The organism is Virgibacillus ihumii (assembly GCF_902726655.1).
Lineage (GTDB): Bacteria > Bacillota > Bacilli > Bacillales > Amphibacillaceae > Lentibacillus > Lentibacillus ihumii.
In genome coordinates, this window is the sequence record NZ_CACVAN010000001.1 from 2,602,350 (window position 1) to 2,627,626 (window position 25,277).

General features: G+C 37.5%; 17 protein-coding genes and 1 pseudogene. 4 read left to right on the forward strand and 14 right to left on the reverse strand.

The window, feature by feature from the left end:
* Positions 1 to 18: 18 nt before the first annotated feature.
* A complete protein-coding gene (locus HUX68_RS12535) occupies positions 19 to 1,005 on the reverse strand; it encodes a virulence RhuM family protein (protein ID WP_174615156.1) in 987 nt (328 codons plus the stop codon).
* On the reverse strand, positions 995 to 1,687 hold the full coding sequence (locus tag HUX68_RS12540; RefSeq protein ID WP_174615157.1) for a DUF559 domain-containing protein: 693 nt from the start codon (positions 1,685 to 1,687) through the stop codon (positions 995 to 997). Before HUX68_RS12540 ends, HUX68_RS12535 begins: the two co-directional genes overlap by 11 nt.
* Before the next feature lie 310 nt (positions 1,688 to 1,997).
* Here HUX68_RS12540 and HUX68_RS12545 point away from each other — a divergent pair, with 310 nt between their 5' ends.
* Positions 1,998 to 2,924 carry a glycine betaine ABC transporter substrate-binding protein gene (locus HUX68_RS12545; RefSeq protein ID WP_174615158.1) on the forward strand — a complete coding sequence of 309 codons (927 nt, stop codon included), beginning with the start codon at positions 1,998 to 2,000 and terminating at the stop codon, positions 2,922 to 2,924.
* An 80-nt stretch (positions 2,925 to 3,004) separates the two neighbouring features.
* Here HUX68_RS12545 and HUX68_RS12550 read toward each other — a convergent pair whose 3' ends face one another.
* On the reverse strand, positions 3,005 to 3,484 hold the full coding sequence (locus tag HUX68_RS12550) for a metal-dependent hydrolase (RefSeq protein WP_174615159.1): 480 nt from the start codon (positions 3,482 to 3,484) through the stop codon (positions 3,005 to 3,007).
* A gap of 436 nt (positions 3,485 to 3,920) precedes the next feature.
* Between HUX68_RS12550 and HUX68_RS12555 the strand changes: the two genes are divergently transcribed.
* Entirely contained in the window at positions 3,921 to 4,991 is a 1,071-nt protein-coding gene (locus HUX68_RS12555) for a DnaD domain-containing protein (protein WP_174615160.1), read from the forward strand.
* A 146-nt stretch (positions 4,992 to 5,137) separates the two neighbouring features.
* The gene (locus HUX68_RS12560; RefSeq protein ID WP_174615161.1) at positions 5,138 to 5,416 is read left to right on the forward strand and encodes a hypothetical protein; all 279 of its coding nucleotides are present in this window, start codon (positions 5,138 to 5,140) and stop codon (positions 5,414 to 5,416) included.
* Between the two features lie 87 nt (positions 5,417 to 5,503).
* Here HUX68_RS12560 and HUX68_RS12565 read toward each other — a convergent pair whose 3' ends face one another.
* Both HUX68_RS12565 and HUX68_RS12570 read right to left on the reverse strand, forming a co-directional pair.
* A complete protein-coding gene (locus HUX68_RS12565; protein WP_174615162.1) occupies positions 5,504 to 6,457 on the reverse strand; it encodes a zinc-binding dehydrogenase in 954 nt (317 codons plus the stop codon).
* 274 nt (positions 6,458 to 6,731) lie between these two features.
* The gene (locus HUX68_RS12570) at positions 6,732 to 6,902 is read right to left on the reverse strand and encodes a hypothetical protein (RefSeq protein WP_174615163.1); all 171 of its coding nucleotides are present in this window, start codon (positions 6,900 to 6,902) and stop codon (positions 6,732 to 6,734) included.
* Between the two features lie 354 nt (positions 6,903 to 7,256).
* Between HUX68_RS12570 and HUX68_RS12575 the strand changes: the two genes are divergently transcribed.
* Entirely contained in the window at positions 7,257 to 8,438 is a 1,182-nt protein-coding gene (locus tag HUX68_RS12575; protein ID WP_174616453.1) for a M14 family zinc carboxypeptidase, read from the forward strand.
* A gap of 415 nt (positions 8,439 to 8,853) precedes the next feature.
* Here HUX68_RS12575 and HUX68_RS12580 read toward each other — a convergent pair whose 3' ends face one another.
* The 9 genes and pseudogenes from HUX68_RS12580 to HUX68_RS12615 all read right to left on the reverse strand — a co-directional run bounded on the left by HUX68_RS12580 (position 8,854) and on the right by HUX68_RS12615 (position 25,268).
* Entirely contained in the window at positions 8,854 to 12,129 is a 3,276-nt protein-coding gene (locus HUX68_RS12580; protein ID WP_174615164.1) for a DEAD/DEAH box-containing ATP-dependent helicase, read from the reverse strand.
* Positions 12,126 to 13,916 (reverse strand): hypothetical protein, encoded by a 1,791-nt coding sequence (locus HUX68_RS12585; protein ID WP_174615165.1) that lies wholly within the window; start codon positions 13,914 to 13,916, stop codon positions 12,126 to 12,128. The genes HUX68_RS12580 and HUX68_RS12585 overlap by 4 nt, the downstream gene beginning before the upstream one ends.
* The gene (locus HUX68_RS12590; RefSeq protein ID WP_174615166.1) at positions 13,900 to 15,108 is read right to left on the reverse strand and encodes a DUF6361 family protein; all 1,209 of its coding nucleotides are present in this window, start codon (positions 15,106 to 15,108) and stop codon (positions 13,900 to 13,902) included. The genes HUX68_RS12585 and HUX68_RS12590 overlap by 17 nt, the downstream gene beginning before the upstream one ends.
* A gap of 109 nt (positions 15,109 to 15,217) precedes the next feature.
* A pseudogene (locus HUX68_RS19615) lies at positions 15,218 to 15,349 on the reverse strand (DUF6037 family protein); the annotation flags it as partial.
* A 176-nt stretch (positions 15,350 to 15,525) separates the two neighbouring features.
* Complete coding sequence (locus tag HUX68_RS12595; protein ID WP_174615167.1) at positions 15,526 to 17,010, reverse strand: UvrD-helicase domain-containing protein; 1,485 nt, start codon at positions 17,008 to 17,010, stop codon at positions 15,526 to 15,528.
* Positions 17,000 to 18,787 (reverse strand): ATP-dependent nuclease, encoded by a 1,788-nt coding sequence (locus HUX68_RS12600; protein WP_174615168.1) that lies wholly within the window; start codon positions 18,785 to 18,787, stop codon positions 17,000 to 17,002. Before HUX68_RS12600 ends, HUX68_RS12595 begins: the two co-directional genes overlap by 11 nt.
* Before the next feature lie 94 nt (positions 18,788 to 18,881).
* Positions 18,882 to 21,869, reverse strand: coding sequence for a type I restriction endonuclease subunit R (locus HUX68_RS12605; RefSeq protein WP_174615169.1), 2,988 nt, complete (start codon positions 21,867 to 21,869; stop codon positions 18,882 to 18,884).
* Positions 21,859 to 23,259, reverse strand: a complete 1,401-nt coding sequence (locus HUX68_RS12610) for a restriction endonuclease subunit S (protein ID WP_174615170.1) — start codon at positions 23,257 to 23,259, stop codon at positions 21,859 to 21,861. The genes HUX68_RS12605 and HUX68_RS12610 overlap by 11 nt, the downstream gene beginning before the upstream one ends.
* Entirely contained in the window at positions 23,256 to 25,268 is a 2,013-nt protein-coding gene (locus HUX68_RS12615; protein ID WP_174615171.1) for a type I restriction-modification system subunit M, read from the reverse strand. Before HUX68_RS12615 ends, HUX68_RS12610 begins: the two co-directional genes overlap by 4 nt.
* Between the last annotated feature and the right edge of the window lie 9 nt (positions 25,269 to 25,277).

Here is a 25,277-nt window from a genome sequence, read left to right on the forward strand (position 1 = left end):
CTACCACGTAACGCTAAATTACTTTTTCAGATTATTGTTCTCAATAAACCGTTCAAAATCATCTTCTGACTGGTTATCAATTCGGTTTTGACTGTATTTACCATACTCCTGAGTTGCTAATTCATCCGCCACAACCTTGGACACTTTGCCTGCATTTGCAAGGATTTCACGATCATTAAATTGAAGAAAGGCATCAAGTTTGCCAATCCAATCTTGCATATGCATAGGACGTTGTCTTTCCGCCTGATCTTCCGCATAATCCAAATACATCGTGACAAATCTATTGAGCGATTTTAGTTCCTTTTCAGTCAAATAATTATTGGCAGCGGTTACATCACTTTGACGGACTTTTGAGCCTTTCCATGATGTCAGACCCATATTTTCTTTATCCGCCTTGGCTCGTTCTACTATGAGTTCAGCCGCTGTTTGCCCATGTATTGCATAGTGGAGTTTATTTTGAACAGTTGCGAAAAATTCCTGTGTGATTTCTGCACTTGAATCATAATCCACAGACGTTGCATAAATATCTGTTATCTTTTGATAGAACCTTTTCTCTGAAGCACGTATATCACGAATTCGCTCCAGTAACTCTTCAAAATAATCCTGACCGAAATTACGCATTTCTTTCAAACGGTCATCATCCATTGTAAATCCTTTGACAAGATATTCATTCAGACGCTCTGTTGCCCATTTCCGGAATTGTGTTCCTCGATGGGAGCGAACACGGTAGCCTATTGCGATAATTATTTCCAAGTTGTAATGTTTCGTTTTATAATTTTTCCCATCTTTAGCAGTTGTCAAGTAATACTTGACAACTGCATTTTCATCTAACTCCTCTTCCTCAAATATATTTTTTATATGGAGACTAATATTCTGCTTAGTTGATTGATACAAATCCGCAATAGCCTTTTGTGTCATCCAAACAGTTTCATTTTCCAACCTGACGTCTATTCTGATATTACCATCTTCTATCTGATAAATTAGGATGTCAGTTCTATTTGCCATTCCTTCCATCCTTTACGTTTGAATAATTCAACCTTTTTTCCATAATAAATTTAAAAACACGATTCAAGCCATTAAATTCTTCACCTTCATTTACTCTAATAAATTGGACTCCTAATTTTCCCTCAATAAATTTCTGTCTTGTTTCATCATCCATAATTTGTTTTACATGATGTTTTTCATCATATTCAATTACCAATTCTAATTGTGGTATATAAAAATCAACAATGTATTTATTGACTCTATATTGAGGATAAATATCCACAATCCCTTTTAAGGAACCCTTTAACATTTCACAAAACTTATGCTCTTTAATTGGTACAAATGTTATAAAGTTCTTATTAACTCGATTTGCTTTTGCAAAAGTCATAAATCTATTAAATTCCTCAAAGTATTGACCTCTAATAGCAATGTTATAAATAATATCTAGGTTATAGTGAAGAATTTTCCTTTTTATATTTCTCGCACCTTCTTTTTTTACTACAGTATAGTATCTCGAGGAATTTTGATCCTCTAAAAATTTTATGATATTTCCTATATGAAGCGTAATATTCTGTGTTGAGGTTTGATACAAATCCGCAATAGCTTTCTGTGTCATCCAAACAGTTTCATTTTCCAACCTGACGTCTATTTTTTTATTTCCGTCCTCCTTTTGATAAATCAACATATCCGTTTCATTATCCATTGCCCACCGCTCCTTTTTAATTAACACCTGTTTTAATTATACCATATATACGAACATCTGTTTCAGTTATTGAGCATAACACACTGATTATTCTGCTATTATTTGGGTAAAATAAGGCGCATATACGGGTACACCAACAAATAAAAACAATTCACTTAGGATCGCATTATTGTATTAGCTCGATTATTTAGTCACTAAACCAATTTAACAAGCGTTTTTCGACTCTTATGCTTTAAAACGGGGTTAGACAGTCGGGTATAAATTGCTATAAAGTGTTCAACGGTGACTTTAAAGGAGGATTAATCATTTTATGTCAAAAAAATTTGGGATTATTTGTTTAACTTTCATTTGTACACTCGCATTATTGCTTTCTGCTTGTGGAAATGACGATAATGCAGGAGAGTCAACAAACGGCATCGAACTTGGCCAAAAGGAATTAACTATACCTTATGTTTCGTGGGCATCTACAGTTGCCGGTGTAAATGTTATAAAAGCAGTACTTGAAGATATAGGATATGATATCGAATTAACACAAGTAACCCCTGGCGCATTGTTTGCGGGTATTGCTGATGGATCGGCTGATATGTCGGTAGGCGCCGTTACACTTCCATATACGCACGAGAGTTATTGGAAAAAATATGGTGATCAAATTGACGATATCGGTATAACCATGAAAGACAGTGTTACAATTGGCTTAGCTGTTCCTTCGTATATGAAAATTGACTCGCTTGAGGATTTGACCAACAATACGAACAATATTGGTAAAAAGTTGGAAAAAACAATTGTAGGGATTGATCCCGGTGCCGGTCAAATGCAGCTTACCAAAAACAAGGTTATGCCCGGTTATAATCTGGATAAGTGGACATTACAGGCAACATCCGCCCCTGCTATGACGGGAGCACTTGCAGGCGCTATCGATGACCAAAAACCTATTGTTGTTACACTATGGGAACCACACTGGGCTTTTATTGAATGGGACTTAAAATATTTAAAGGATCCAAAAAACCTTTTCGGAGAACCAGATAGCCTCCATGCGGTTGCACGCAAAGGGCTGAAAGAAGACGCTCCAGCCGCATATAAAGTTTTGGACCAGTTTCATTGGACAAAGCAAGATATGGGAAAAGTCATGGTAAAGGTACATGATGGAATGGAGCCAATTGAGGCTGCCGAAGAATGGATTGAAAATAACCAGGAGAAAGTTAAGAAATGGAAGAAAGGGTTAAAAACTTCAAAATAGTACTGACTCAAAATACATCAATTACCCCCACCTGATTGATTTACAGGTGGGGGTAATGTTATAAAAAAACAGTTCATTGTTCAAAAAATATACATCTGATACCCGATATATCCAGTAGCTACAATCATCAAAGCCATGACAACATGTTCAATAACTCCACCGGTATGCGTATAAATCGGCAGCCGTATTTTCAGGGTCAGCGGCCATAATAATGCAATCCCGCGTGCTGTTGCCGCATCCAACAGCAAATGACTCGCCATGCCAATAATGATGCCGGCTGTGATGCTTGCCGGTACTGGCGTGGATGATAAAATCGCACCCAAAATAACCATGAATAACAAGCTGTGTGTTACCGTCCGGTGACCAAACAGGAAGCGGATAAGGTGTGATATAATGGGCAGCTTTCGCCCGATTTTGGAGCCTCCATGACAAATATCCGGCAGCAATGATCCAGCTGTGCATGATGCTAAAAACAGCAGATCCTGTGTATAATGGCCTGTAAAGTATTGAACGGCTATCCCGGCTGTTAAACCTCCGATAAGATGTGTTTTGCCTGTCATTGTTGTTCATCCTTCTATCATTTTTTTTACAACTTCATTTTCTAAATCTACTTTTTTGCCCGAAAAATAGATGGATAAGTTTCACAGTACAGACGTTCCATTTTCCTGCTGATTTAGTATACCAAAAAGATACCAGCTTGCCTATATCTTATTTTATCCACAATCGTCACCCCGCTATCTGCCTGATGATACACCATACAATCTTCCATACCTTTCTTTCGACCAATTTCACTCTAAATAAAAAAATTTTATGAAATTTTAATTTTAATGCCACCTTTTTAGCCTTTGATACGATTTATATATTGAAGGAGGAATAGAAACCTCCATATTCCGGTATTTATAGCCTGCAAAAGATTGCCATCACAGAAAATACAATCCTGGAATTTGATGACTCCGACAAAAATCTTACTATTCTATTTAAAGAAGAGGCGATAACATGAACTATATCAAAGAAATGAACGCATTTTATCATCACGTAACGTTCGACCCGATATCCGGCGGAGCCGTTGCGCTGTGGTCGACACTAATGCACCTCAACAACAAGAGTGGCTGGCAGGAGACTTTCTCAGTACCCGCCAGCCTGCTTGAGTTACTGTCAGGCGTAAAAGGCACGACCTTTAAACGGGCACGCCGCGAATTAACCGAATGCGGTTTTATCGAAGTGACAGCGGGAAAAGGAAGCAAATCGGCAACATACCGGATGATTTCACTGGCAGACAAAATGGTAGGTCACACCGGTTATGTCGCAACGGAAACGAAATCAAGTTATGAGGATTCACCAACAACAGACAACCAATCACAACATGAAAGTACAGAAGAAAACACTGACACGGGTAAAGAAACTGAAGCACATACTGGAAACAAATCAGAAGGGGCTGCTGCAAAAGAAGCCCACAACCTAGCCCGAGGGATGGTCCACAATCAAAACCACAATTCGGCCTGCAAATCGGACCGCAATATGGCCCACAGTCCGGCCCCATTATTTAAACAATACATAAACAAAACACAAACCAAAGAAAAACCAAAAAAACAACTACTACCAAGCAATTGTGATTCAGATGCAATCCATTTTTACCAAGAAAACTTCGGCATGGTCAGTCCATATGTCACCGAGGATCTCACAAACTGGATTCAGAATGCCGGCGAGGCCTTAGTTCTGCATGCCATGAAACAGGCACTGGACCAAGGAAAAGCGAACTGGAGCTATGTGAAAGGAATTCTGAAGGCATGGTTGCGAAAAGGCGTTAAAACCGTTGAACAGGCTGAAGCAGAAGCGACTGCATTCCGTCAGAAAAACAACCGCGGCAATTGGAATAACTCCCAACAGGAAGAGGTGATTCCTGATTGGTTCAAAGAGCGCCAGCAAAAGCAGGCTGCAAAAAGGGCTGAGCAACAAAGGGCCGATGCACACAAGGAGGTGGACATGGAGGCGTTTAATGAACTGTTAGCCGAGTTTACGGGGAGGGATGGTGAGGAAACCAGCTATATCAACAGTGTTCAAAATTGATTGGCGGAAACTGTGTTCTTTAGTTTAAAAGTTACAATTGGCGCTTGAAAATACAATTTTACGGCCACTTTTAAAAGTTAGCGGCAGTTTCAAATATTACATCACCGTATACATTGCAGAAGGATACGAAAGGGGAAGAAAGTTTTATGCAAACAAAAACGCCATTTACATTTGAGGAGTTTTTCAAACAGAACCGGGACCGGATTCGCTACCACATCCGGGATCTGCACATCCAAGACCCGCACAACACGTTCTTCGTGGAAGGGTTGTACACCATGTGGCTTGCTTACAAACGGTACAGGCCAGACGAAGGACCGATGGCAACATACTTCAACACCGCCATCCGCAACCGGTTGCTGGAGCTGCACAAGCGGGAAGCAGGGGAAAACACAGCGACATCTCTTAGCGCTCTAACTATTACGTAATTAATTTTTATTTAACATACCATATGTAAGTAAAAAGCCTAAGATACAGGAACTTAAATCCTCTCCCTAGGCTTTATTGTGAGCTCCCTATTTTTCCATGTCTGCTACTAATCGACCAGTCACTTTATTATCTTCTAACATCTGAATACCTTTAGGGATTTCATCAAAAGAAATCTTAGTTATTTTAGGACTTACTTTGCCGCCCGCAAATAATTCATATATTTCTTCTATATCTTGTTTAGTACCACCGTTACTTCCAACGAGTGTTGCTTGTTTTGTGATTAATGAAGTAACATTTAGAGTTGTTTCCAGTTTGCCCATACCGACAAGAACTACTTTTCCTTTGAATTTAACAGTTTCCAGAGCTTCCCGCGTTGTTACGCCAAATCCAGCATAATCAACAATAACTTCAGGTTCAAACTGTTCAATTTCTTTTACATTTTCATAGACTCCTGCTGCACCCAATTCTTTGGCTAATTCACGGGCTTTTGGATTTAAATCAACTGCATATACAGTAGCTCCTTTTGCGACAGCAGCTTGTAGGGCAATTTGACCCAATCCACCAATACCAATCATCCCGACTGTCATACCTTCTTTTATGCCGCCTTTGTTAAAAGCAGCGTGATAAGAAGTCATTCCTGCATCGGTACCTGCAGCTGCTTGGGCAAATGAAACGCCATCAGGTATCTTCACTAAGTCCTCAGCCGGTGCTAAAACTTTTGTGCCGAATCCTCCATCATATGCATAACCTGGAGCTTGTCCACTCGGGCCAGTAGGACAAACAGCTACTTGGTCACCAACTTGATAGTCTGTTATACCTTCACCAACTTCACTTATAACACCTGCAACCTCGTGCCCCATAATAACAGGTAGGTCACCAAGTAATGCTTTCCAACCTGGATCTCTTAATACACCAACATCAGAATGACAGATCCCTGCTACCTTCGTATCGATTACAACTTTTCCGGCATCAACCTTTGGATCTTCTTTTTCCGCAAGTTCCAAAGGTTTATTTGTTTCAACAAACTGCCAACCTTTCATGATGATTCCTCCCTGATTGTAATTTTAATTTGATATAAACAAAGAACTATATTCTCTGTCTGTATTCATTATATCCTGAATTCAAAATATATTGTTGAAATATGCTTGAATGAAGTTACAGTCAACTTTTATACAAAAAATGATGACCATTTAAACAGGATTGGCCTAACCCTACCTACCCAACAGGGATTCGGCACACTATCCTTTATTAAAAAAAACAGCCGCGAACCGAATCAAGTACCGCATTCAGGGCTGTTTCTGTGTTTCCAAATGTTTAACGCTCAAACGATTCTCTTAAACTCCTTGCCCCTTTCAACAAAGCAGCTTTTGCTTCAGGAACAAAACCGGTGAAATTCGCAAATCCATGGATCAGATCACTCATTGGCACCTTTGAAATCGCATTAAATTGATCAAGGAAAACTTGAATTTTCGGATTAACTGACATGTACATGCTCCTTCAGATAGATTATTTAGATACCAATATATCTACAGTAGACAAAGAAAATCCTTCTTTGGGAAGCACGAGGACGATTCCAATTGCCATTTGGAAAAGGAAGCAAGGGCTCCGTCCCAAAATTATCATTAATAATGCAACTGGATAGAATCAACACCGGGCAAAATTCTGCATTTGTAGTGATAAAGTAGGTTCCTCTATCTTTTTTACTTGTTAAAGCGCAAAAACTTGGAGTCAATGTACTCATTTTTTAATACTTTTAAATAATTTGAAGGGTTTTCGTTACGTGAAAAAGAATAGTGGGAAGTAAATATAATTTGGAGGGATGTAAAAGTGAAAGGAAACATGAGGAAATTTGCTTTGATTTGTTGTACTGCATTGCTAAGTGTGGGGATGTTGGTTCCCGCATATGGTTTGACCGCAAATGCTCAAGCTGCTCCCAGTGTGACGAAAAAGCCGCCAATATCCGGGTTTATAAGCCATGATGAGCTGACTAAGAGGTTAAATCAAATTGAAAAATCAAGTCAGGGAAATATCTCAGTCGATGTGGCCGGTTATTCCAACCAAGGCCGAGAAATTTTCAAAGCAACTATTGGCTCAGGTGATAAAGTTGTACTTATTCAAAGCGAGATTCACGGGAATGAAAAAGTTAATACAAAAGCGCTGTTAAAAATGATTAAACAATTGGGTTCCAATAAACCCAGCATGAAACAGTTGAGAAAGGATTTAACAATTGTTGCCATGCCAATGATTAATCCTGATGCAACTGAACTAAACCGCCGTGGTAATGAAATGACATGGGAAGAAGTTGTGAATGCATTTCCGGTACTGGAATCAGCCGAACCTTCTTGGAATTATTACACGTACAAAAATCAATATTGGGATTATGAATCAAATCCAGGTTTTGATGTGAACAGGGATTTTAACCCTAATCTGAATTACACACCACAACCTGAGGATTTTCCGGGTGCGTCTGATCAGCCGGGCTGGTATATTACGCCTGAATCACAAACAGTCCGCGATGTGTATAAAGATTTGCAGGATCAATTCGGCACTGTTGATGTGTTCGTCGACTTGCATCACCAGGGTGAATATGTCATTGAAGGAACAGATGATCCGGTAACACTTTCACTTTCCGGGGTTTTCGTTCCGCATCCTGATACAGAAGAGGGAGAAAAATATCGCGAATATGCTGACCAATATGATGTGGAATTTTCCAAGCAATTGAATGTTGCCGCTTATGATACCCTGCAACAAATGGGGAATTCCCCATTCGGAAATATTTCCTTATATCCGCAAAACTTGGATTTACCTGGTACAGCACTTGGTTCCTTTGCATTAAATGGGAGTGGGACTGTTTTATTTGAAGTCACTGGGCAAACACAGGATTTCGGTCAAAAGAAAATGGGTCAGCTGCAAAAAGCTGTTGAAACAGGTTTATATGGTATTTTGAACAGCGTTGCCACAGGGGAGGTTCATAATATAGATGCTGAGAGATATAATGATATACCTTTGACAGAAAGGTAGATTATCTGTGTTTAGTTCCTGAATTCTGTCAGAATATGTTCCCGGGGAAAAGGAAGCAAAAGCTTCATATCCATGCGGGGGCGGGAATAAGGATAAGAAGTTCTGCAAGCGATAACTGTCCAACAAACAGAAACAGCCGCGAAACCGAATCAAGTACCTTATTCAGGGCTGTTTCTGTGTTTCCAAATGTTTAACGCTCAAACGAATCTCTTAAACTTCTTGCCCCTTCTAACAAAGCAGCTTTTGCTCTAGGAACAAAGCCGGTGAAATTGTCTAATATTGAAACCGGCGCACCCCAGTGAATAATAATTTTCTTTTTTGCGTACTAAAGAAAAACCATCCAGGGTCCCATCCGGATGATTTTTCACAACCTAACATTGTCAATATGAATAATATGTCATTGCCGTTTGTATACCTAAACTCGGATTTCTCCCGGCTCTTTCTCTTTCGCAAACGGGCTCAGATTCATAAATAATCCCTTTAATTGTTCTTCCTCAATACCGGCGCTCAGCAATTGATCCAGCAAATCACCCTGCCGTGCCTGGCCAAGGCTTAATCGGTATAGTGTCAGCACTTTCATCAACCGTCTATACTTTGCCCCATCACGACTGAGCGGATATAAAGGAAAAATGCGTTCAATACCTTTTCCATCTTTTCCCGGCAATGACCAAAATGGCACGAGTTCGGATGTATTATCATCCCGCTCCACCTCATTCGCCAGTGTAAACATCTCATTCCATATTTCTTTATCAAAAGAAATGTTTCCATAACGATTGGCGATATTCTGTCTGATCGCATGGCATTTATAACGGTTGATTCTGCCATCCCGCTGTTCCAGGTCAATCGGATTCGATGGTAAATTCCAATGCATGATTTTCCTGCAATAATAATGAAAATCAAGCCCTTCCTGACCGATGGAAGTTGTTGCCAGTACAAATGGGCGAAATGGTGAATTAAAAGCTAATCTGACATTATCTTTACGGTTTTTAGATTTATCTGCATTCCGTTTATCATAAAACCCCACGGCGAAATTAGTCCGCATTTTAATGGACGTATCGTCCTTTCCAGATTCACCTGAGGCACGTTTTTGAAATGATTGATACGTGTCAACGTTTAAACTGGCGGAATGGGACTTTAATGCAGACGTCATCACATTCATTAGACGTTCATTCCGCTGTCCCGATTCCATTCTGTTCAAACCGCTTTCTTCAAGCAGCATGTGGGCATACTCATCAAGCATTGCCTGGAAATTTCCATCCACACAATATTTAAGAACACCTTTCCAGTGGGCATCTTTGGAATATTCTAATTCAACTATTGAAATCATTTCCTGTATATTAAAACGATCAATGATTGTTTTCCCGAGTTTAATAGCATAAGGCAAATTTTCGCTTTGGACATTTTCCATTAAACGCAAAGAACAAATTGCCGGTGAACCTAATACCATTGCAGTAAGCACATCCAATAAATCATCTGGCTGCCTGCCCAATACTGGCAGTGAACCCTGATAATACATCTCCCGAAGCTCCTCAAAATGCTGAGCAATTCCGGCAAGATCCTCCTCATCCCTCTCCCCATCCTTATCATCTACAGCTAGTAGATTCTCTTGTTCAAACCAGTTTTGAACGACTGTTTCATCCAAATCAAATAACAATGGAGCCATATAATACCAGCGTTCATCGCGGCGCGTTTCATCAGCATTGGACTCATAGGACAACCCATCCAACAGACCTGCCAGTTTATCTTTAGTCTCAGCCTTAATTGCTTCCAATGACAACCCGCGATTTAATATATCAACTGGATCAAAAAGCTTCGCCAATGTCACAGATGGATATAAAAGCGTTAGGTGGTTCATGTTAGCAGGTGCATTATTTTTAATTCTAAAATTCAATCTTGGGCGTGGATATCGCTGTTCGGCAAAATAATTATAAGCCTTGGACCGTTTTTTCTTCGGTGTTCTCCTTACCAATTCACCGACTGTTTTCCGCTCTGCTTCATAAGACAGAAGTGTCGCGATTGAGCGGGGAACCATTTCCCAGCCGGAAAAAACAAGTACCTTCGAAAAGGAGCTCATCCCTTTGTAGCACCCCTCAAACTCATAGTATGGTAGTGAAGGAGGAATCCACATCAACCGTTCCGCACTGTCGGCTAGAGCAATTTCCTTCAGCTTTTTCATTCTGGCATTCGTTTCCCGTAACGTTCCGTATTTTCCTATAGTTTTTCGATTAACCCACAAAAGCGGATTTTTAAGCGATGCATTGTTTACCGGGTTCCTGCTTACTTCATTCATTATTTTATCTTTCAGTTTGTAATGATCCATAAACGACATTAAAAACGGTGCAGACTTTACATATTCAACTGGAACACTATCCTTTAAACCAACCCGCTGTAATAACTTGTCCATTTCTATAAAGGACGCCACATCATCCTCCGTTATTTGTAATGTTGTTTTATCGATTGATTCATTATTGACGTCGGAATTACCTTCTTCCAAAACACGTTCTGTTCTGGCAATTCCTTTATAAAGACTGTCTTCAGCAACCTGCTTTTTGGCCAGAATCATCGCAAAATCCTGTGTCGAAACTTCACTTAAAGATGTTGAATAATCACCCCATACACGCCGGAACTCTTGTTTATGCTGTGGGTGCTTTTCAAACAGAAAGTCAGTAACCTGCATGAATTCCTTATAATGTTCGTCAGTTCCAGATTCCGATATTTCTTCCAGTGTGGAGTATGGTTTGTATGGAGTGGCAGACAACAACAGAATTTTTACCTGGGAATTATCTATCTTTGGTTTGTTAAAAAACTTACTTGCCAGCATGGCTGTTTCACTTTCACGTGCTGCGTTAATCAGTTCCGGAAAACGTTGAAATTCATCCATAATTACAAGGTCGGCGTCAATTAAATCAACACTTGCTTCCGCCATCATCTTCCGCAGCCTTTGAATCACCTGCGTCTGGCCTTCTACCCGCTTTCCAGGATCACCTTGTTTTTTAAATATGTCACAGACATCACTAAATTCTTGTTGAAATCCTGGATTTTCCGAAAAAAATTGATCGATTTTCGTCTGCATCGTCTCTAAGTAAGCACCAGCCGATTTTTCATCACATTCCCTGACTCTTTTGTCATATTCTTCATTCCAAACAGCCCAGCCTTTATAAGCAGAATCAGTCATCATTATTTCCAATTCCTTTACGTAAGGTTCAAAAAATTCATGACGCTTTAATATCGCAAAAATCAACGCCCTTTCCCTGACACTGCCACACCCCTGGGTCATTTTAAATGAGGTGGAAGGTGTTAACGGAATAAGCTGAATATAATTTTCCTGTACTGCCTGACTGTATTCATCTTCAAAAATCTTAAGATGCTGCATGGATAAGCGCGTATCGGAAAGTCCATCCAAGGTAACCCGATGATCAATTCTTAACTTACTAAGGTTTTGGGAAGCAATATTCTGGTTGGAGCATACATAAACAACCTTAAATAAGTTATCATTCTGTTCCTGATGATAACGGGCAGTTTTAGCCATTACTCCTTTTGCAACCATCGTCTTGCCAAGGCCGACTTCATCCGCAACAAGAACCCTGGAATAATTAGTTGTGAACAGCTGATGTACGCGTTCAACTGTTGCCCGCTGAAAATCTTTTAAACCAGCCAATATTTCCTTTTCCTTATAATATAAATCAATCATCTTTTCACCTTCTTTGCCGCCTGAGTAAATGTCTGGTACAACTGATTAAATTCTGGAGGAACAATCGAATCATCATCAATCATGCGAATCATACTTTCAATATCCTCCAATTTTTCCGGTGAATGTGCTGCAGTTTTTAACATATTTTCATAAATTACTGGAGTCTCACTTTCCTGCACGTCCCAGGAATCCAGCACGAAATTCTGTTTATCTTTATTTTCCATTGCTGCCATTAAAAAGTCATCTGCCAATAAAAAGGCTATATATTTTAAAAATGTATACGAGTCCTTAACGATTGAACGATAAATTTCATGTTCACGTTCTACAGGCAAACCATTGGTATTAATTTTGATAACCCGCTCAATGGATTCACCGTCTTTCTCCGCCCGAATTTTATAAAAATGTCCAAGTTCAAGTATGCTCAATCCACTGATTATTGTTGACTGTTGCAGTATTGCAGTTGCTGTACTAAGCAAAGGACCTATTGTAAATCCAATATCTTCATTTCCGTGAAAATCTTCAATTTTTATTTCTACGGTGTATGTATTGTCATTTTGTGTTACTGTTGCATGCAGCTGCGATCTGCAAAGTGACTTAATCCCTTGTTGTAGTTGTTCCAATACATCGGATTCTTCAGCTGTTTGCTCCGGAATATCTTCTACCCGTTCAAAAGGATTATCGTCATCCTCCCCGAAAAAATCATCCAACAGATTCATAATCTGAAACCCGCGCTTCCGGTAGTTCAGCTGTAACAAAAACTCAACATTGCCATGAAATGCATTGCGTGAGCAATTAGCTGATCCTACATATATAACGTGTTGATTATACTTGGATTTAGCATACAATTTGGCATGGATATCCTGAAGCTGCGCCATTTCACCAGACTCATCTTCTTCACTTATCGCACTTTCTCCGTCAACCACTGAATCTTTTAACGTATAAACGATAAAATCATGCATGAGTTCAGGTGTGAGCTTATGGAGTTCAGTTTTCCTTGTAATCAACACTCGTTCAGGCACGTTGTGTTTTGATTCCGTCAGTGTTTTTTTATGAAGTTCTCTGACAGTCGACCCACTTATAAACGGTGACATGACAATTAGTTTATGAAAACTGTCAAATACACCTGTCGATTCTTCCTCATATCCGTCGATTCCAATTGGACAAAATTCAAAATCAGCGTATTGATTTAGAACAGGATTAAACTGAACATAATCGAGTTCTGAAATAAGCTGATCCATCTGTTCAGTCTTATCTTTACTTGTTGAAAACTCAGTAAGAAACTGCAGAAAGTCAGCCAATGGACGGTTTTTATCAGTTTGTTGATATACCTTTTTTCCTTCAAGCGCAATGGCAATGTCCCAGCTGCGATCAAATGTCATATTACGCGTCAGAACAAGTAGCCTGTATAGTTCCCCTTGCTCCTCATTCCGATATTTAATCAGCCATAACTTGGGATGAAATGATTTTCCATTCTCCAAGGATATTTCAAATACACTGTTTTCCATCAAGGCAAAAAGTGAATTGTTTTTCCGTGGCACCTTTATTTGTCCACCTTCACAAAAAATCGCAAATTTCTCCGCACTCTTTCGTAATCCCTCGAGTACGTAGACCGGGTCATTCATCATCGTTTGATCCATCTCTTCTGACAACCCTAAGGCCAATGGAACACCAACCAAGGCCTCTAAATCAAGAGAATATGTTGTCCCCAGTGCGAATTCAACTACGTAACCAACAGGAGGTTTCAATAGTTCAGAGTAGTTCAGTCTGTCTTCATCTGGCTTCAGCATATTTACCCTCCAAACCTTTAGCGATGTCTTCCATAATTATTTTTGAATCCAGGAAACGATATTGCAGCTGGTCATTTCCAATCCAGTCCCCTTCTTTATAGCTGTACATTTTGGAATTGTGTAATTTTGCCCTGTCTTTTGACTTAAGTTCAATTTCCCGGCTGATAATCAAATCATCCATCGCATCCTCATCACCAGCATTAACTGCTTCCTGCCAATCCCGCAAAAAGCGGAACAACATGTAGTTATGGATAGAAAGCCTGTGGAGTATTTTTTTAAATGGAAATGTGGCAAATTCATATTTAACAAAATCACTGTTAATCCAGTTGGTCCATTTTTTCACAGCAGTTTCGCTTTGCCCATTGGAGGCAATCAGGTTATAACGAATATGTGCCCCATGCAGAAACTGACTGAATTTATTTGCCTGATTATAATCATCCCGCAATTTGCCACTTTCCGGAATAATCGCATCCAACGCTTCGAAACTATCAATATCTTTCCATTCCCTGTGATCCATCTGTAGCAAATAGGATAATAAGCTATCTTTGGACTTCTCTGCCGAAGTAATTCGCGTTTTTAAAAATTGCGCCTCATCATATATAAGATCCATAGTAAGATTGTTCTTCCAGTCTGATTCGGGCAAAATACACTGCCAGAAGGTTCCGGAATATGCACCATCATTATCACCCAGATCATCCATTTCCTCATTACCGTACGTATTCACTAACTCTTTATTACGTTTCATCCGAAACAACGCTTTAGCATAATTCGTCAGTGAAAGTGATGGATGGCGGAAAATTTCATATGTCCTTAGACCATTCCAGTAAATCTCTGAAGGCTTCCGTTTAAGCTTTGTTCCAGCCCGTCCGCCTATCACACCGTCTTCCCCTTCCTGATTAAGTGTTTCAATTAGGGCAACCTCTTCATCCCCAAGTTTCCCCAACAGGTCTTCAGGTTTTGCATACCTTTCCTTTTCCAGTTCCATCAGTAAATAGGGCACAATCAAAAAATACTTTGCCCTCGTCTGGATGGTCGATGTACCCGGAAAAAGAATATCAGCAAACCCATCCCGTATCCGACCAATACCAAGTTCATCTACTGCCCCCGGAGCAGTAAGTGCATCCAGGACCGCCATCACCTTATCCCTGTGCTCACTGGAGTAATCGATCCAGCCCAGTTTTAGTTCGTTCAATGTAAAACCCCTTCAAATTAACGTTTTCAATACAGTGTAAGAATAAATTTATGATAATTGTCATTCAGTAAAGCAAATCTAGTTTTTTTAGCTAAAAATAAAATTATCCTTATCGTTCAGCAAACATATTTAAAATGTCAAGATCACTTTGTTCGTCACCCCGATTATCTGAAAAGAAAAAGCTTAAATTTGTGTCATTACAAAATCGTTCATACAGATGGGGACGCAATGTCTCTGCTTTATTGCTATTTTCAAGGTTTTATACAAAGAGGCAGGCATGATAACGTATTATGTGTGAGCCAATATCCTTTGATACTGGCGCCTTGGCCGTGAATCATGCCCGCAGAAGCACCGTGTCAAACCGACTTCGATTCTATCTGTTGGTTATGCTCCCAACATCAAATAGCGAGCAACCATTTAAATTGAATTATTAATACCTAATCCATTCAATACCGATTCATATAACCCATTCTTTACAATATGCAAACTTTCCTTAGCTCTAGTAATTGCAACATAATGATTTTGTTTAGCAAAATTATTATGGAAATCAAAAAACGAATCCGCATTTACAAAAACGTGTTCAAATTCCAATCCTTTTGCACTATGTATAGTTAGTGCTAGCTTCTTAGGTTTTTCAGCTATAAAATTTACACTATACTGTTTATCTAGGGTTTCAAAAAAGTTTTGTTTTTCTACCTCCAAGAGATTCCTGTCCGTTATTTCTTCAATTTGTTTCAGCGCCTTTATTGTGTCGATATTTAGATTTTCTTGAAGAAGTTCAGCTTTACGAACCGTTGAACTCTTAATTTCAACATCTAAATCGTCCAACATACTATAAATATTATAATGACTGGAATCAAAATATAATTTTAAAACCGGCTCCAACACTTCATAATTTGGATAACTCGAATTTAGGGGAGTCTTGTCTATAAAAACAAAACCCTTGTTTTCCCAATAAGTTCTTTCTCTACCCCACTGATTTCTCCTAGCAAATAAATAGACAAAGGTATCGTCTTTTGTGCTTGGTTCACTTATAAACATATTAATATTTTTCAAAACGTCTAAATTCGAATAATACCTAATTCTATTCTCTTCATGGGGTATATCAAGGCTTTGTTCAAAAAATTGATAGCTATAATTTACAATTGATAAATGGGATCTGAAGTTATGGATTAAACGATAATTATTAAATTCATAATCATCTTCTAAACTTTTCATGATTTCGGCATCAGCACCTCGGAAGCCATACAACATTTGCTTTAAATCTCCAACAATAACTAAACGAATTTTTAATTCATCTTTTAAATACATATACAAATGATGCATATCATAATCTACATCTTGATATTCATCGACCATAACAACCTGAAAACGCGCTTTCAAATATCTTTGTGCATTTAAGGACTTTTTTAAAATCTCTAAACCTAATTGATATGTAAAATTCTTATTATTATCCCTATAACTTCCAATCACATTTTGTCCCTTCATTTGCGATAATCCTTTATCGAAGTCATCAAATTTATAAATATTATTGTAATTTTGAACGAAGTCCTCCCCGCTTGGAAACTCTTTTCCAAAAGCATCTCTTATGAAAGGCTTTATTACTTCAGATAAAATAAAAGATTCAGTAGTTATAACCTTAATCGCCTTCAAATAATGTTTGTTATCAGTACTTTCCATAGGAAGCAACTCTTTTACCTTATCCTTAATTTGTCTTGTGGCCAATCTAGTGAATGTTATCATGGCTATTTGTTGATATGGTTGGATTAGTTTCTTTTCTATCACAGCGAAAGCCTTTTCAACTAAAATCGTTGTTTTCCCGGAACCTGCACTTGCCGATATTAAGTAATGTGGATGATTACTAGCTAATATTTCGTCTCTTGTATTTTGATCAATAATCATACTCGTCAACCCCAACTAATTTTTTCAGACAATTAAACCGATCATCATAAAAAATTGTTTTAGCTATATCTGTAGTTAAGTAATTATTAACGTATTCATTCATATTTTTCTTTTTTGCGTCTTGTAAATGAGTAATAAAATTACTAAAGGGAAGTTTATGTATATGATCTTCAGGTAGTGCGGCATATAAATCTTCTTCAAGTTCTATTTCTGACAAGTATATTCCATTATCTGCCCATTTTTCTATTTCACTTTTATATGTTTTATATACCTCATGTTTTACTTTATTTCGATCACTGATAGATTCATAATTCAAGCCTGTGCAATACTGATATGGTTCAGCTAAGCCATATTTATCATTACTTACACCGTTAATCATGGCGTTCATTTTTTGACATCTTCTTATCCCAAGTAATGTAACTTTGTTTTCATTATTAATTTTTTTAATGTCATTATCAGTTTTTATTAATGCCGTTATCCCTAGTTCATTTAAAAATCTAATGTAACTTTCAAAACCTATTCCTTCTATACTTAATACTTTTATTTCCTCAACTACATTAAAATCTATACATCCGACCTCATAAATCATTTTTTCAATAATGTACTCAAAAAGGATTTTTTCAGACATACCTTCTACTAACAACACTCTATCGAAAAATAATGCCTCTGCTAATTTTTCATTGAATATTTTTCTAGTACCCTTATATTCTTCAGGCACTAAAAAAAATACTGAGTTATTTTGCACAAATCCTTCTTTATCTTTGTATATTCGTATTAACTTTACTTCATCCGCATATGTAAACATATGTTCCGAATGTGTAGTAACAAATAAATACGGGTATAAATCCTTATTTTTGTAAAATAAATTACGTGATATAATTTGTTGCATAGTTGGGTGTAAACTATTTTCGATTTCTTCCATTAGAAAAATAGATATTCTTTTATCCGCTTTTTCTTCAATTTTTAGTTCCTCAATTAAATTTGTAAGTGCATATGCTAAAATCTTTTGTCTACCGTCTCCAGCTGTTGGATATAGAAATTCTTCTACTGCCGGATTTTCATCATGAATATACGGTGTTAAATGATTAAATATTCCACTTACTTCATGTTCCGATTGTAATTTTATTTGTACACTTTCACTCCTAATTTCTTTATATTTCTCAGTTAATTGACTATTAACATGCTGAACTCTACTGTCCTGACTTATAACTGTATTTAAAAATTCTATTGCCCTATTGATTTTGTCTGTATTATCAGTTTTTGTTTCTTTATACAATAGTGTTCTGTGCTTTTTAAACAATTCAGTTGGGGATATATTTGGACTAACGTATATTACTTCGAATATATTATCCAACGAAGATATAATACCCTTTTGTGTAATAAGTGACATCTCATCAATTGCGCCACCCCATTTTAATACTGGATTTCCTATTTGTTTCTCTTGATCAAATTCACCTTCAATCTGGATTATTAATGTATCTTCTGAAAAAGAGGTTGCTCCCTTCACCCTTGCTCTAATAAATTCATTATCGTCACATTGTTCACTTATATCTAATTCAACTTGAATTATAATTTTTTCATCAATATTCCGTTTATGATAATCAGTTATTTGAAAGCCATTTTTTCTGACGGTTGGATCAAACAAAAAGCGAAGTGCATATAAAAAATTTGTTTTTCCAAAATCATTTCTTCCAAAAATAATATTTTTATTATCCAAGTCCAAACTTACTTCCTTAAAGTTACGGAAATTATTTATTTTAATATTTTTTAATTTCATTTTAACCTCCCCTTTAATTTTGCCGAAGTAAAAGTCTGTTTCTTCAAAACCTCACCATATTCGATGCCACTGAAGAGTGAGTGGAGGTCCTTCTTCACTGTTCCCTCAACCGATAATAAACCTCTTCCTTCATCTCATTCATAAGAAATGTACGCTGCTCCTCATTCTCCATCATCTTCTGGAAGAAGTTCCTATCTGTCATTCGATCAATCAGGAAGTCCATAAAACGATCCTCAAACGTAAATGCAAAGTTATCCATTGAATTATTTTTGGCTCTTTCCTTCAAGCCCTCATCTTGCACCATGTCTTCTACTAATTGATCTCGGGATAGTTTATCTTGTGGGTCAAATTCTGTGCCAAATCGTTCATTCATCCGTTCAATGATAGATGACAGTTTCTCTTTTTCTTCTTCTGGTCTGCTGGCACTACCACCATGTTGTTGCCCATCTAAGTTCACTTGTCCTTGTTGCTCTAATCCAATGTTCCCTTCAAATACTTTTTCATTCCGGTAATATTCTAAGGCAACATCATCTGCTAAATATACACGTTCATTCGGTTTTTTAGGTAATTTTCTTAACAGGTAATTCAAATACACATACAGTTTATGCAGTGCCACATCCGTGAATGGACCTATTTGCAGCACAAATGCATATGTACGGATGAATTTTGTTGCAAGACTTTTAAATTGATCTTGATCCTCTTCATCCAATTTATTTTTAAATCGATCAACAGCTTGATCAATGATTGGATTTAATCTTGCTTGTGCCTGTTTATCTTTTAACTTCCCGTTAAATTCAAGTTCGCTTACTGCGTTGATTTCAGACTCTGTATATACTTGCATTGTCCCAAGTTCATATTCTAAATCGTATAAAATGTTCGGGTCTGTTACATCATTTAGTCCCGTTACCTCATAATAATCCTGAAAAGCATTTTGAATTGTTTCAGTATCATTGACAAAATCGAGTACAAACGTATCACTTTTTCCTCTGCATGTCCTGTTCAGGCGCGATAATGTTTGTACTGCTTTAATTCCGCTTAATGGCTTGTCCACATACATCGTGTGCAACAATGGTTCGTCAAAACCTGTTTGATACTTTTCAGCAACGATTAACACTTGGTATTCATCTGTTGAAAATTTATCGGGAAGTTCCGCCTCATTAATCTCATTCATTTCGGCCTCTGTATATGGAACACCATCGTCATCAACTGTACCAGAGAATGCGACAAGTGTTTTTAAATCATCATAGTTTTGTTTTTTAATATAATCATCAAACGCCCGTTTATAACGAACGGCATGTAATCGACTGCGTGTAACCAGCATTGCTTTTGCTTTTCCGTCAATCTTGTGTTGTGTCACCTGTCGATAATGCTCAATGATGATTGCCGTTTTTTGTGCAATACTATGTGGGTGTAAAGAAACAAAACGGGCAATTTCCTTTGCAGCCTTTCGTTTTGCAACTTCTGGGTCTTCAAGAATGCTCTTTTCCACTTTATAAAATGTTTCATAGGTGACGTAATTCTGCAATACATCCAAAATGAAACCTTCTTCAATAGCCTGTCTCATCGAATAGGTATGAAAAGGCTCAGGTATGCCATCTGCATTAGGCGTGCCAAATTTTTCAATTGTCTTTGGCTTTGGTGTCGCAGTAAAAGCGAAGAATGAAATATTATCCTGTTTCCCGCTTTTTTCAATCGTTTCCACAATCTTTTCTTCTGTATCATTCAGTTCTTCTTCCATCACCTTGTCAGCCTCATAGGCATCTTCTAGTGACTTATCTGATAAAATACTAGTCATCGCTGTGGAAGCTTTTCCGCCTTGCGAACTGTGTGCTTCATCAATGATTATGCCATACTTCCCACGAACAAACTGACCAACCTTTTCAATGATAAAAGGAAACTTTTGCAGGGTTGTAATGATGATTCGTGTTTTATTTTGGATGGCCTCTGCAAGTTGATTAGAATCTTCATCAATTTTCTGAACAACACCCGCTTCATGTTCCAATTGATAAATTGCATCCTGGAGTTGTTTATCAAGCACACGGCGATCTGTGATGACAATGATACTATCAAATATTGCATCATTGTTCTTATCATGTACTTTTGCCAATCGATGGGAAAGCCAGGAAATACTGTTCGTTTTCCCACTACCAGCGGAATGCTGCACAAGATAATTGTTTCCTACATGGTGCTCTTGCACATCTTGTTCGATTTTACGTACGACATCTAACTGATGATAACGCGGAAAAATAACGATTTCCTTTTCATCTATCACTTTTCCTGTCGCATCTTTCACATCTTTTTTCTCGATATAGACAAAACGGAACAAGATATCCAGTAAACTGTCCCTTTGTAAAATGGAGTTCCAAAGGTAGGACGTACGGTAATTATTATAAATAACAGGATTCCCTTTCCCACCTTGATTGCCACGGTTAAATGGCAAAAAGAATGTCTGCTCTTTATTGAGCATGGTTGTCATCCACACTTCATCGGTATCGACAGCAAAACAAACAGCAACTCGTTTTTTAGGCTGAAACAAAAGTTCTTTCGGATCACGATCTTTTTTAAATTGACGTTTGGCATGTTCCGCTGTTTGACCCGTAAACTGATTTTTCAATTCCAACACAACGACAGGCAGCCCGTTTATAAAAAGCACGATATCTAAGCTATTGTTATGTTTACTGCTGTAATAGACTTGTCGGCAAACAGTAAAAATATTGCTTTTATAGTTTTCAATAAGCATTTTATTTAATTTACTTGGCGGCTTATTGTAAACAAGTCGGAGTGAAACACCATGGTCCTTGATTCCATGCCTGATACAGTCGTTCACACCACGACGGTTTAACTCCTGTTCCAAACGATGTAAAAAACGTTTCTCAAATTTATCTCTATAGATTGTTTTTAACCGTTCCATCTTTTTCGGCTGTGTTTTCTGCAGAAATTCAAAAAGCATTTCCACGTCAATCGCGTGTTGTTGGAAAACATTTAATGCTTCTCCCTCCAACCGGCGTTGCCTATAACCAGATTCAAGTAAGCTTCTTTCAATGTTCGCTTCTAGACCTTCCTCTGTATAATCAATCGCCATATGCTTCACCTCTTTCCGCTACTAAAGATTTAGTTTCTTCTCCGTAATCTCGTAAATCTATCTTGCCTGTGACAGCTTCAAATATGAGGGATTCGCGGTATTCTTTAAATTTAGATATTTGTTTTTTCATATCATTTATCAAATCATCATATTTTTTTGCCTTATTTCCTAAAAAATTAACTATTAGGTCTTGTTCGTCTATAGGAGGTAAAAATATTAAAAATTCCTTTATTTTATCTAAATGTAGATTAACAATCGTGCTTTTTTTACCACCGAACGCGATTTGCTGGTCCACTAAATTACTTTCGAAAAAATAACTGCAATAATATGGATTAATTTTTTCTTTTTTAAACTTTATCAAGCAAAGACTTACAAAAATACTAAAATCAAAATCCCAGTCAACTACCCTAGGAATTCCAATTGTACCGTTTTTTGATAATAATAAATCCCCCTTTTCTGGTTTACATCTTTTTATTAATTGACTATGTTCTTCCAAAGGTATATATTTAACATCACCTTTAAGCAAATCCTCTCCCTTAGATTTTGTTAAATCCGTTACCCTAAGAAAGGGAATACCCTCATCAATATAAGTTGGCGTGCTATGAGCTCCGTCTATTATTTGATTAGAAATAAATTTCAACTTGGATTTTACCCAATTCTCTGGAACTTCCCCTATCCACTCGATACCTGAATCTTTCATTTTGACATTTGGATCAAGTCCTTTTGTGACTGTTTCCGTAATCACAGCTTGCCGCTTTTCCTCTAGCAAAGAAATGTATTTTTCTTTATCTGCAATAAGTGCATCAATTTCGGATGTTTTTTGATCTAAAAAATTAATAATTGTTCTTTGTATTTCTAGTTTTGGCGCAAGAAATAAACTATTTTCTATATCTGTTTTTGAAATCCCATATCTAGTGACCCCATTTGCTAGCGAATGTAATTGCTCATTTAGTGTTGTTGAAGCAAGCATATAAAATAGATACTTTCCCATTATTTTTTTTGATGGCCTAATTTGCGCTAAATGATACCCACAAATCACATTTTCCAAATCAGCGGATACCCATGTTGGTACGCCAATATCATTCGGTGTCTCAGAATCCTTAGTAATTAAAACATTGTCTTTTCTTAGTTTAAATTTATCAATTTGTGACTGTTTTGCTGTAGCTTTCATAAAATTTAATTCTGACGTAATTGTATTGTTGTAATATACATCTGTATAATTGCAAAGTGAAATTTCAATTTCATTTTCTCTCGACTTTTTATCTATATTACTTAATTCTACTGATACAATCCTTTTTAATTTTAAATAGTTCCATTCTGGAGGAATCTTACCTATCCACTTTACACCGCTATCTTTATATTCCGGATAAGGCTTCAACTTTCTATTCATTCCATCACCTTCTTCAACTTCTCAACAATACTAGCTTCAAGTTCTTCAATCTCCGCCTTAATTTCACTAGATGGGCGTAATTTTGTATATTTATAGAAATAACGTGTGAAAGGTATTTCATAGCCAATACGAGTCTTATCTTCATCAATCCACGCATCTGGTACGTGTGGCAGGACTTCACGTTTAAAATAGTCCTCAATATTTTCTGATAGGGGAATAATTTCTGTATCTCTTAATTCTGAATCTGCCTCCACCTTGTTTTTATTCTTCATACAAGGTTCCGCCGTTTCATCGCGCTTCGACAAGGCTGTCCAAATTGACTTTATCAGCGGTGCACGCAAATTAACATCCGTGTCTTTAAATGCCTCTTTGATTAAATCAATAAAAGCTTCTCGGTTTGTATACACGAATTCACTTTGCATATCCATTAAAACACGCTTAATTGTATCTTGCTGCTCTTTCCCACGTGCTATTTCTGATTCTTTTGCTTCTCCTTTTTTCCGAGACTTAGCCAAGTTGTGAAACGTCCGTTCATCATCTAACCGATGGATGCGTTCTTCTGTAATTTGGAAGTTTAAACGAAGTGGTCTTTCCACTGTGACGCGATAATATCCAAATTCCTCATTATCAAAGATTTTCACGTTCTCATCAGCAGTGTTTTGACCATACAACTGTACAATCGCATTGATTTGTTCTTCTGTAATTTCGTTACGCTTATTCCCCAGGCTCTTCCGCATTTTTGAGAAATAATCAACCGCATTCACGAGCCTCACCTTGCCACATCGATAGGCTGCTTTGTGATTTGTTAAGATCCATATGTATGTGGAAATACCTGTGTTATAAAACAATTCATTAGGAAGTGCAATAATCCCTTCTACTAGATCATTTTCAAATAAATACTTACGAATCTCACTTTCGCCGCTTCCAGCATCACCTGTAAATAAAGGAGAACCATTCATGATAATAGCTACACGTGAACCATTTGGATTGTCTTCTGTAACAGGTTTCATTTTTGATACAAGATGTTGTAAGAACAACAGCTGTCCATCCCCTATTCGTGGCAAACCGGCACCAAAACGTCCACTAAACCCAAGATCCTCATGTTCTGATTCCACCACATCTCTCGCTGGTTTCCATTCTACTCCATATGGTGGATTTGTAATCATATAGTCATACTTAGCGTCTTTAAACTGGTCATTTGACAATGTATTGCCCATTTTAATGTTGCGTGCATCATGACCTTTAATAAGCATGTCTGCTTTTGATATCGCGTACGATTCCCCGTTAATCTCTTGCGCAAAAAACTCTAAATGTGCAGACGGGTTTTGCTCCTTAATATATTCTTCGGCTACAGTTCCCATTCCGCCCGTACCAGCACAACTGTCATAAAGTGTTTGCGTGACACTTGGTGTATTTAAAATCGGGTCATCTTCAAAAAACAATAAATGAACCATTAAACGAATCACCTCGCGTGGTGTATAGTGATCGCCCGCCTCTGCATGTTCGGAAAAACGTCTAATAAGCTCTTCGAAAATGTACCCCATTTCCATATTTGATACAACGGAAGGATGTAAGTCAATTTCCGAGAAGCGTTTTATAACAAGATACAACAGATTATTATCATCCATTTTGTCAATCTCATTATCAAAATTAAATTGATTTAATATTTCACGTGCCGAGCTCGAGAATCCTTGAATATAATCACGTAGGTTATCCGCAATATTATCTGGATCAGTCAATAGCTTTTTCAGATCAAATAAACTCGTATTATTAAAGCCTTGTTTAGCAGTACGATTTAATATTTCGTCCCTTGTGGACTCTGGTAATGATTGATATTTTTCATTCTCTTTTAATACAGCTTCTTTCGTATCCGCGAGGACTGCATCAAATCTTCTTAAAACTGCCATTGGCAAAATAACATCCCCATAATTTTCTGGACGATATGGACCTCTTAATATATCAGCAACCGACCATATAAAACTTACTTTATCTTGAAAGTTCGCAACCATTAACTTATC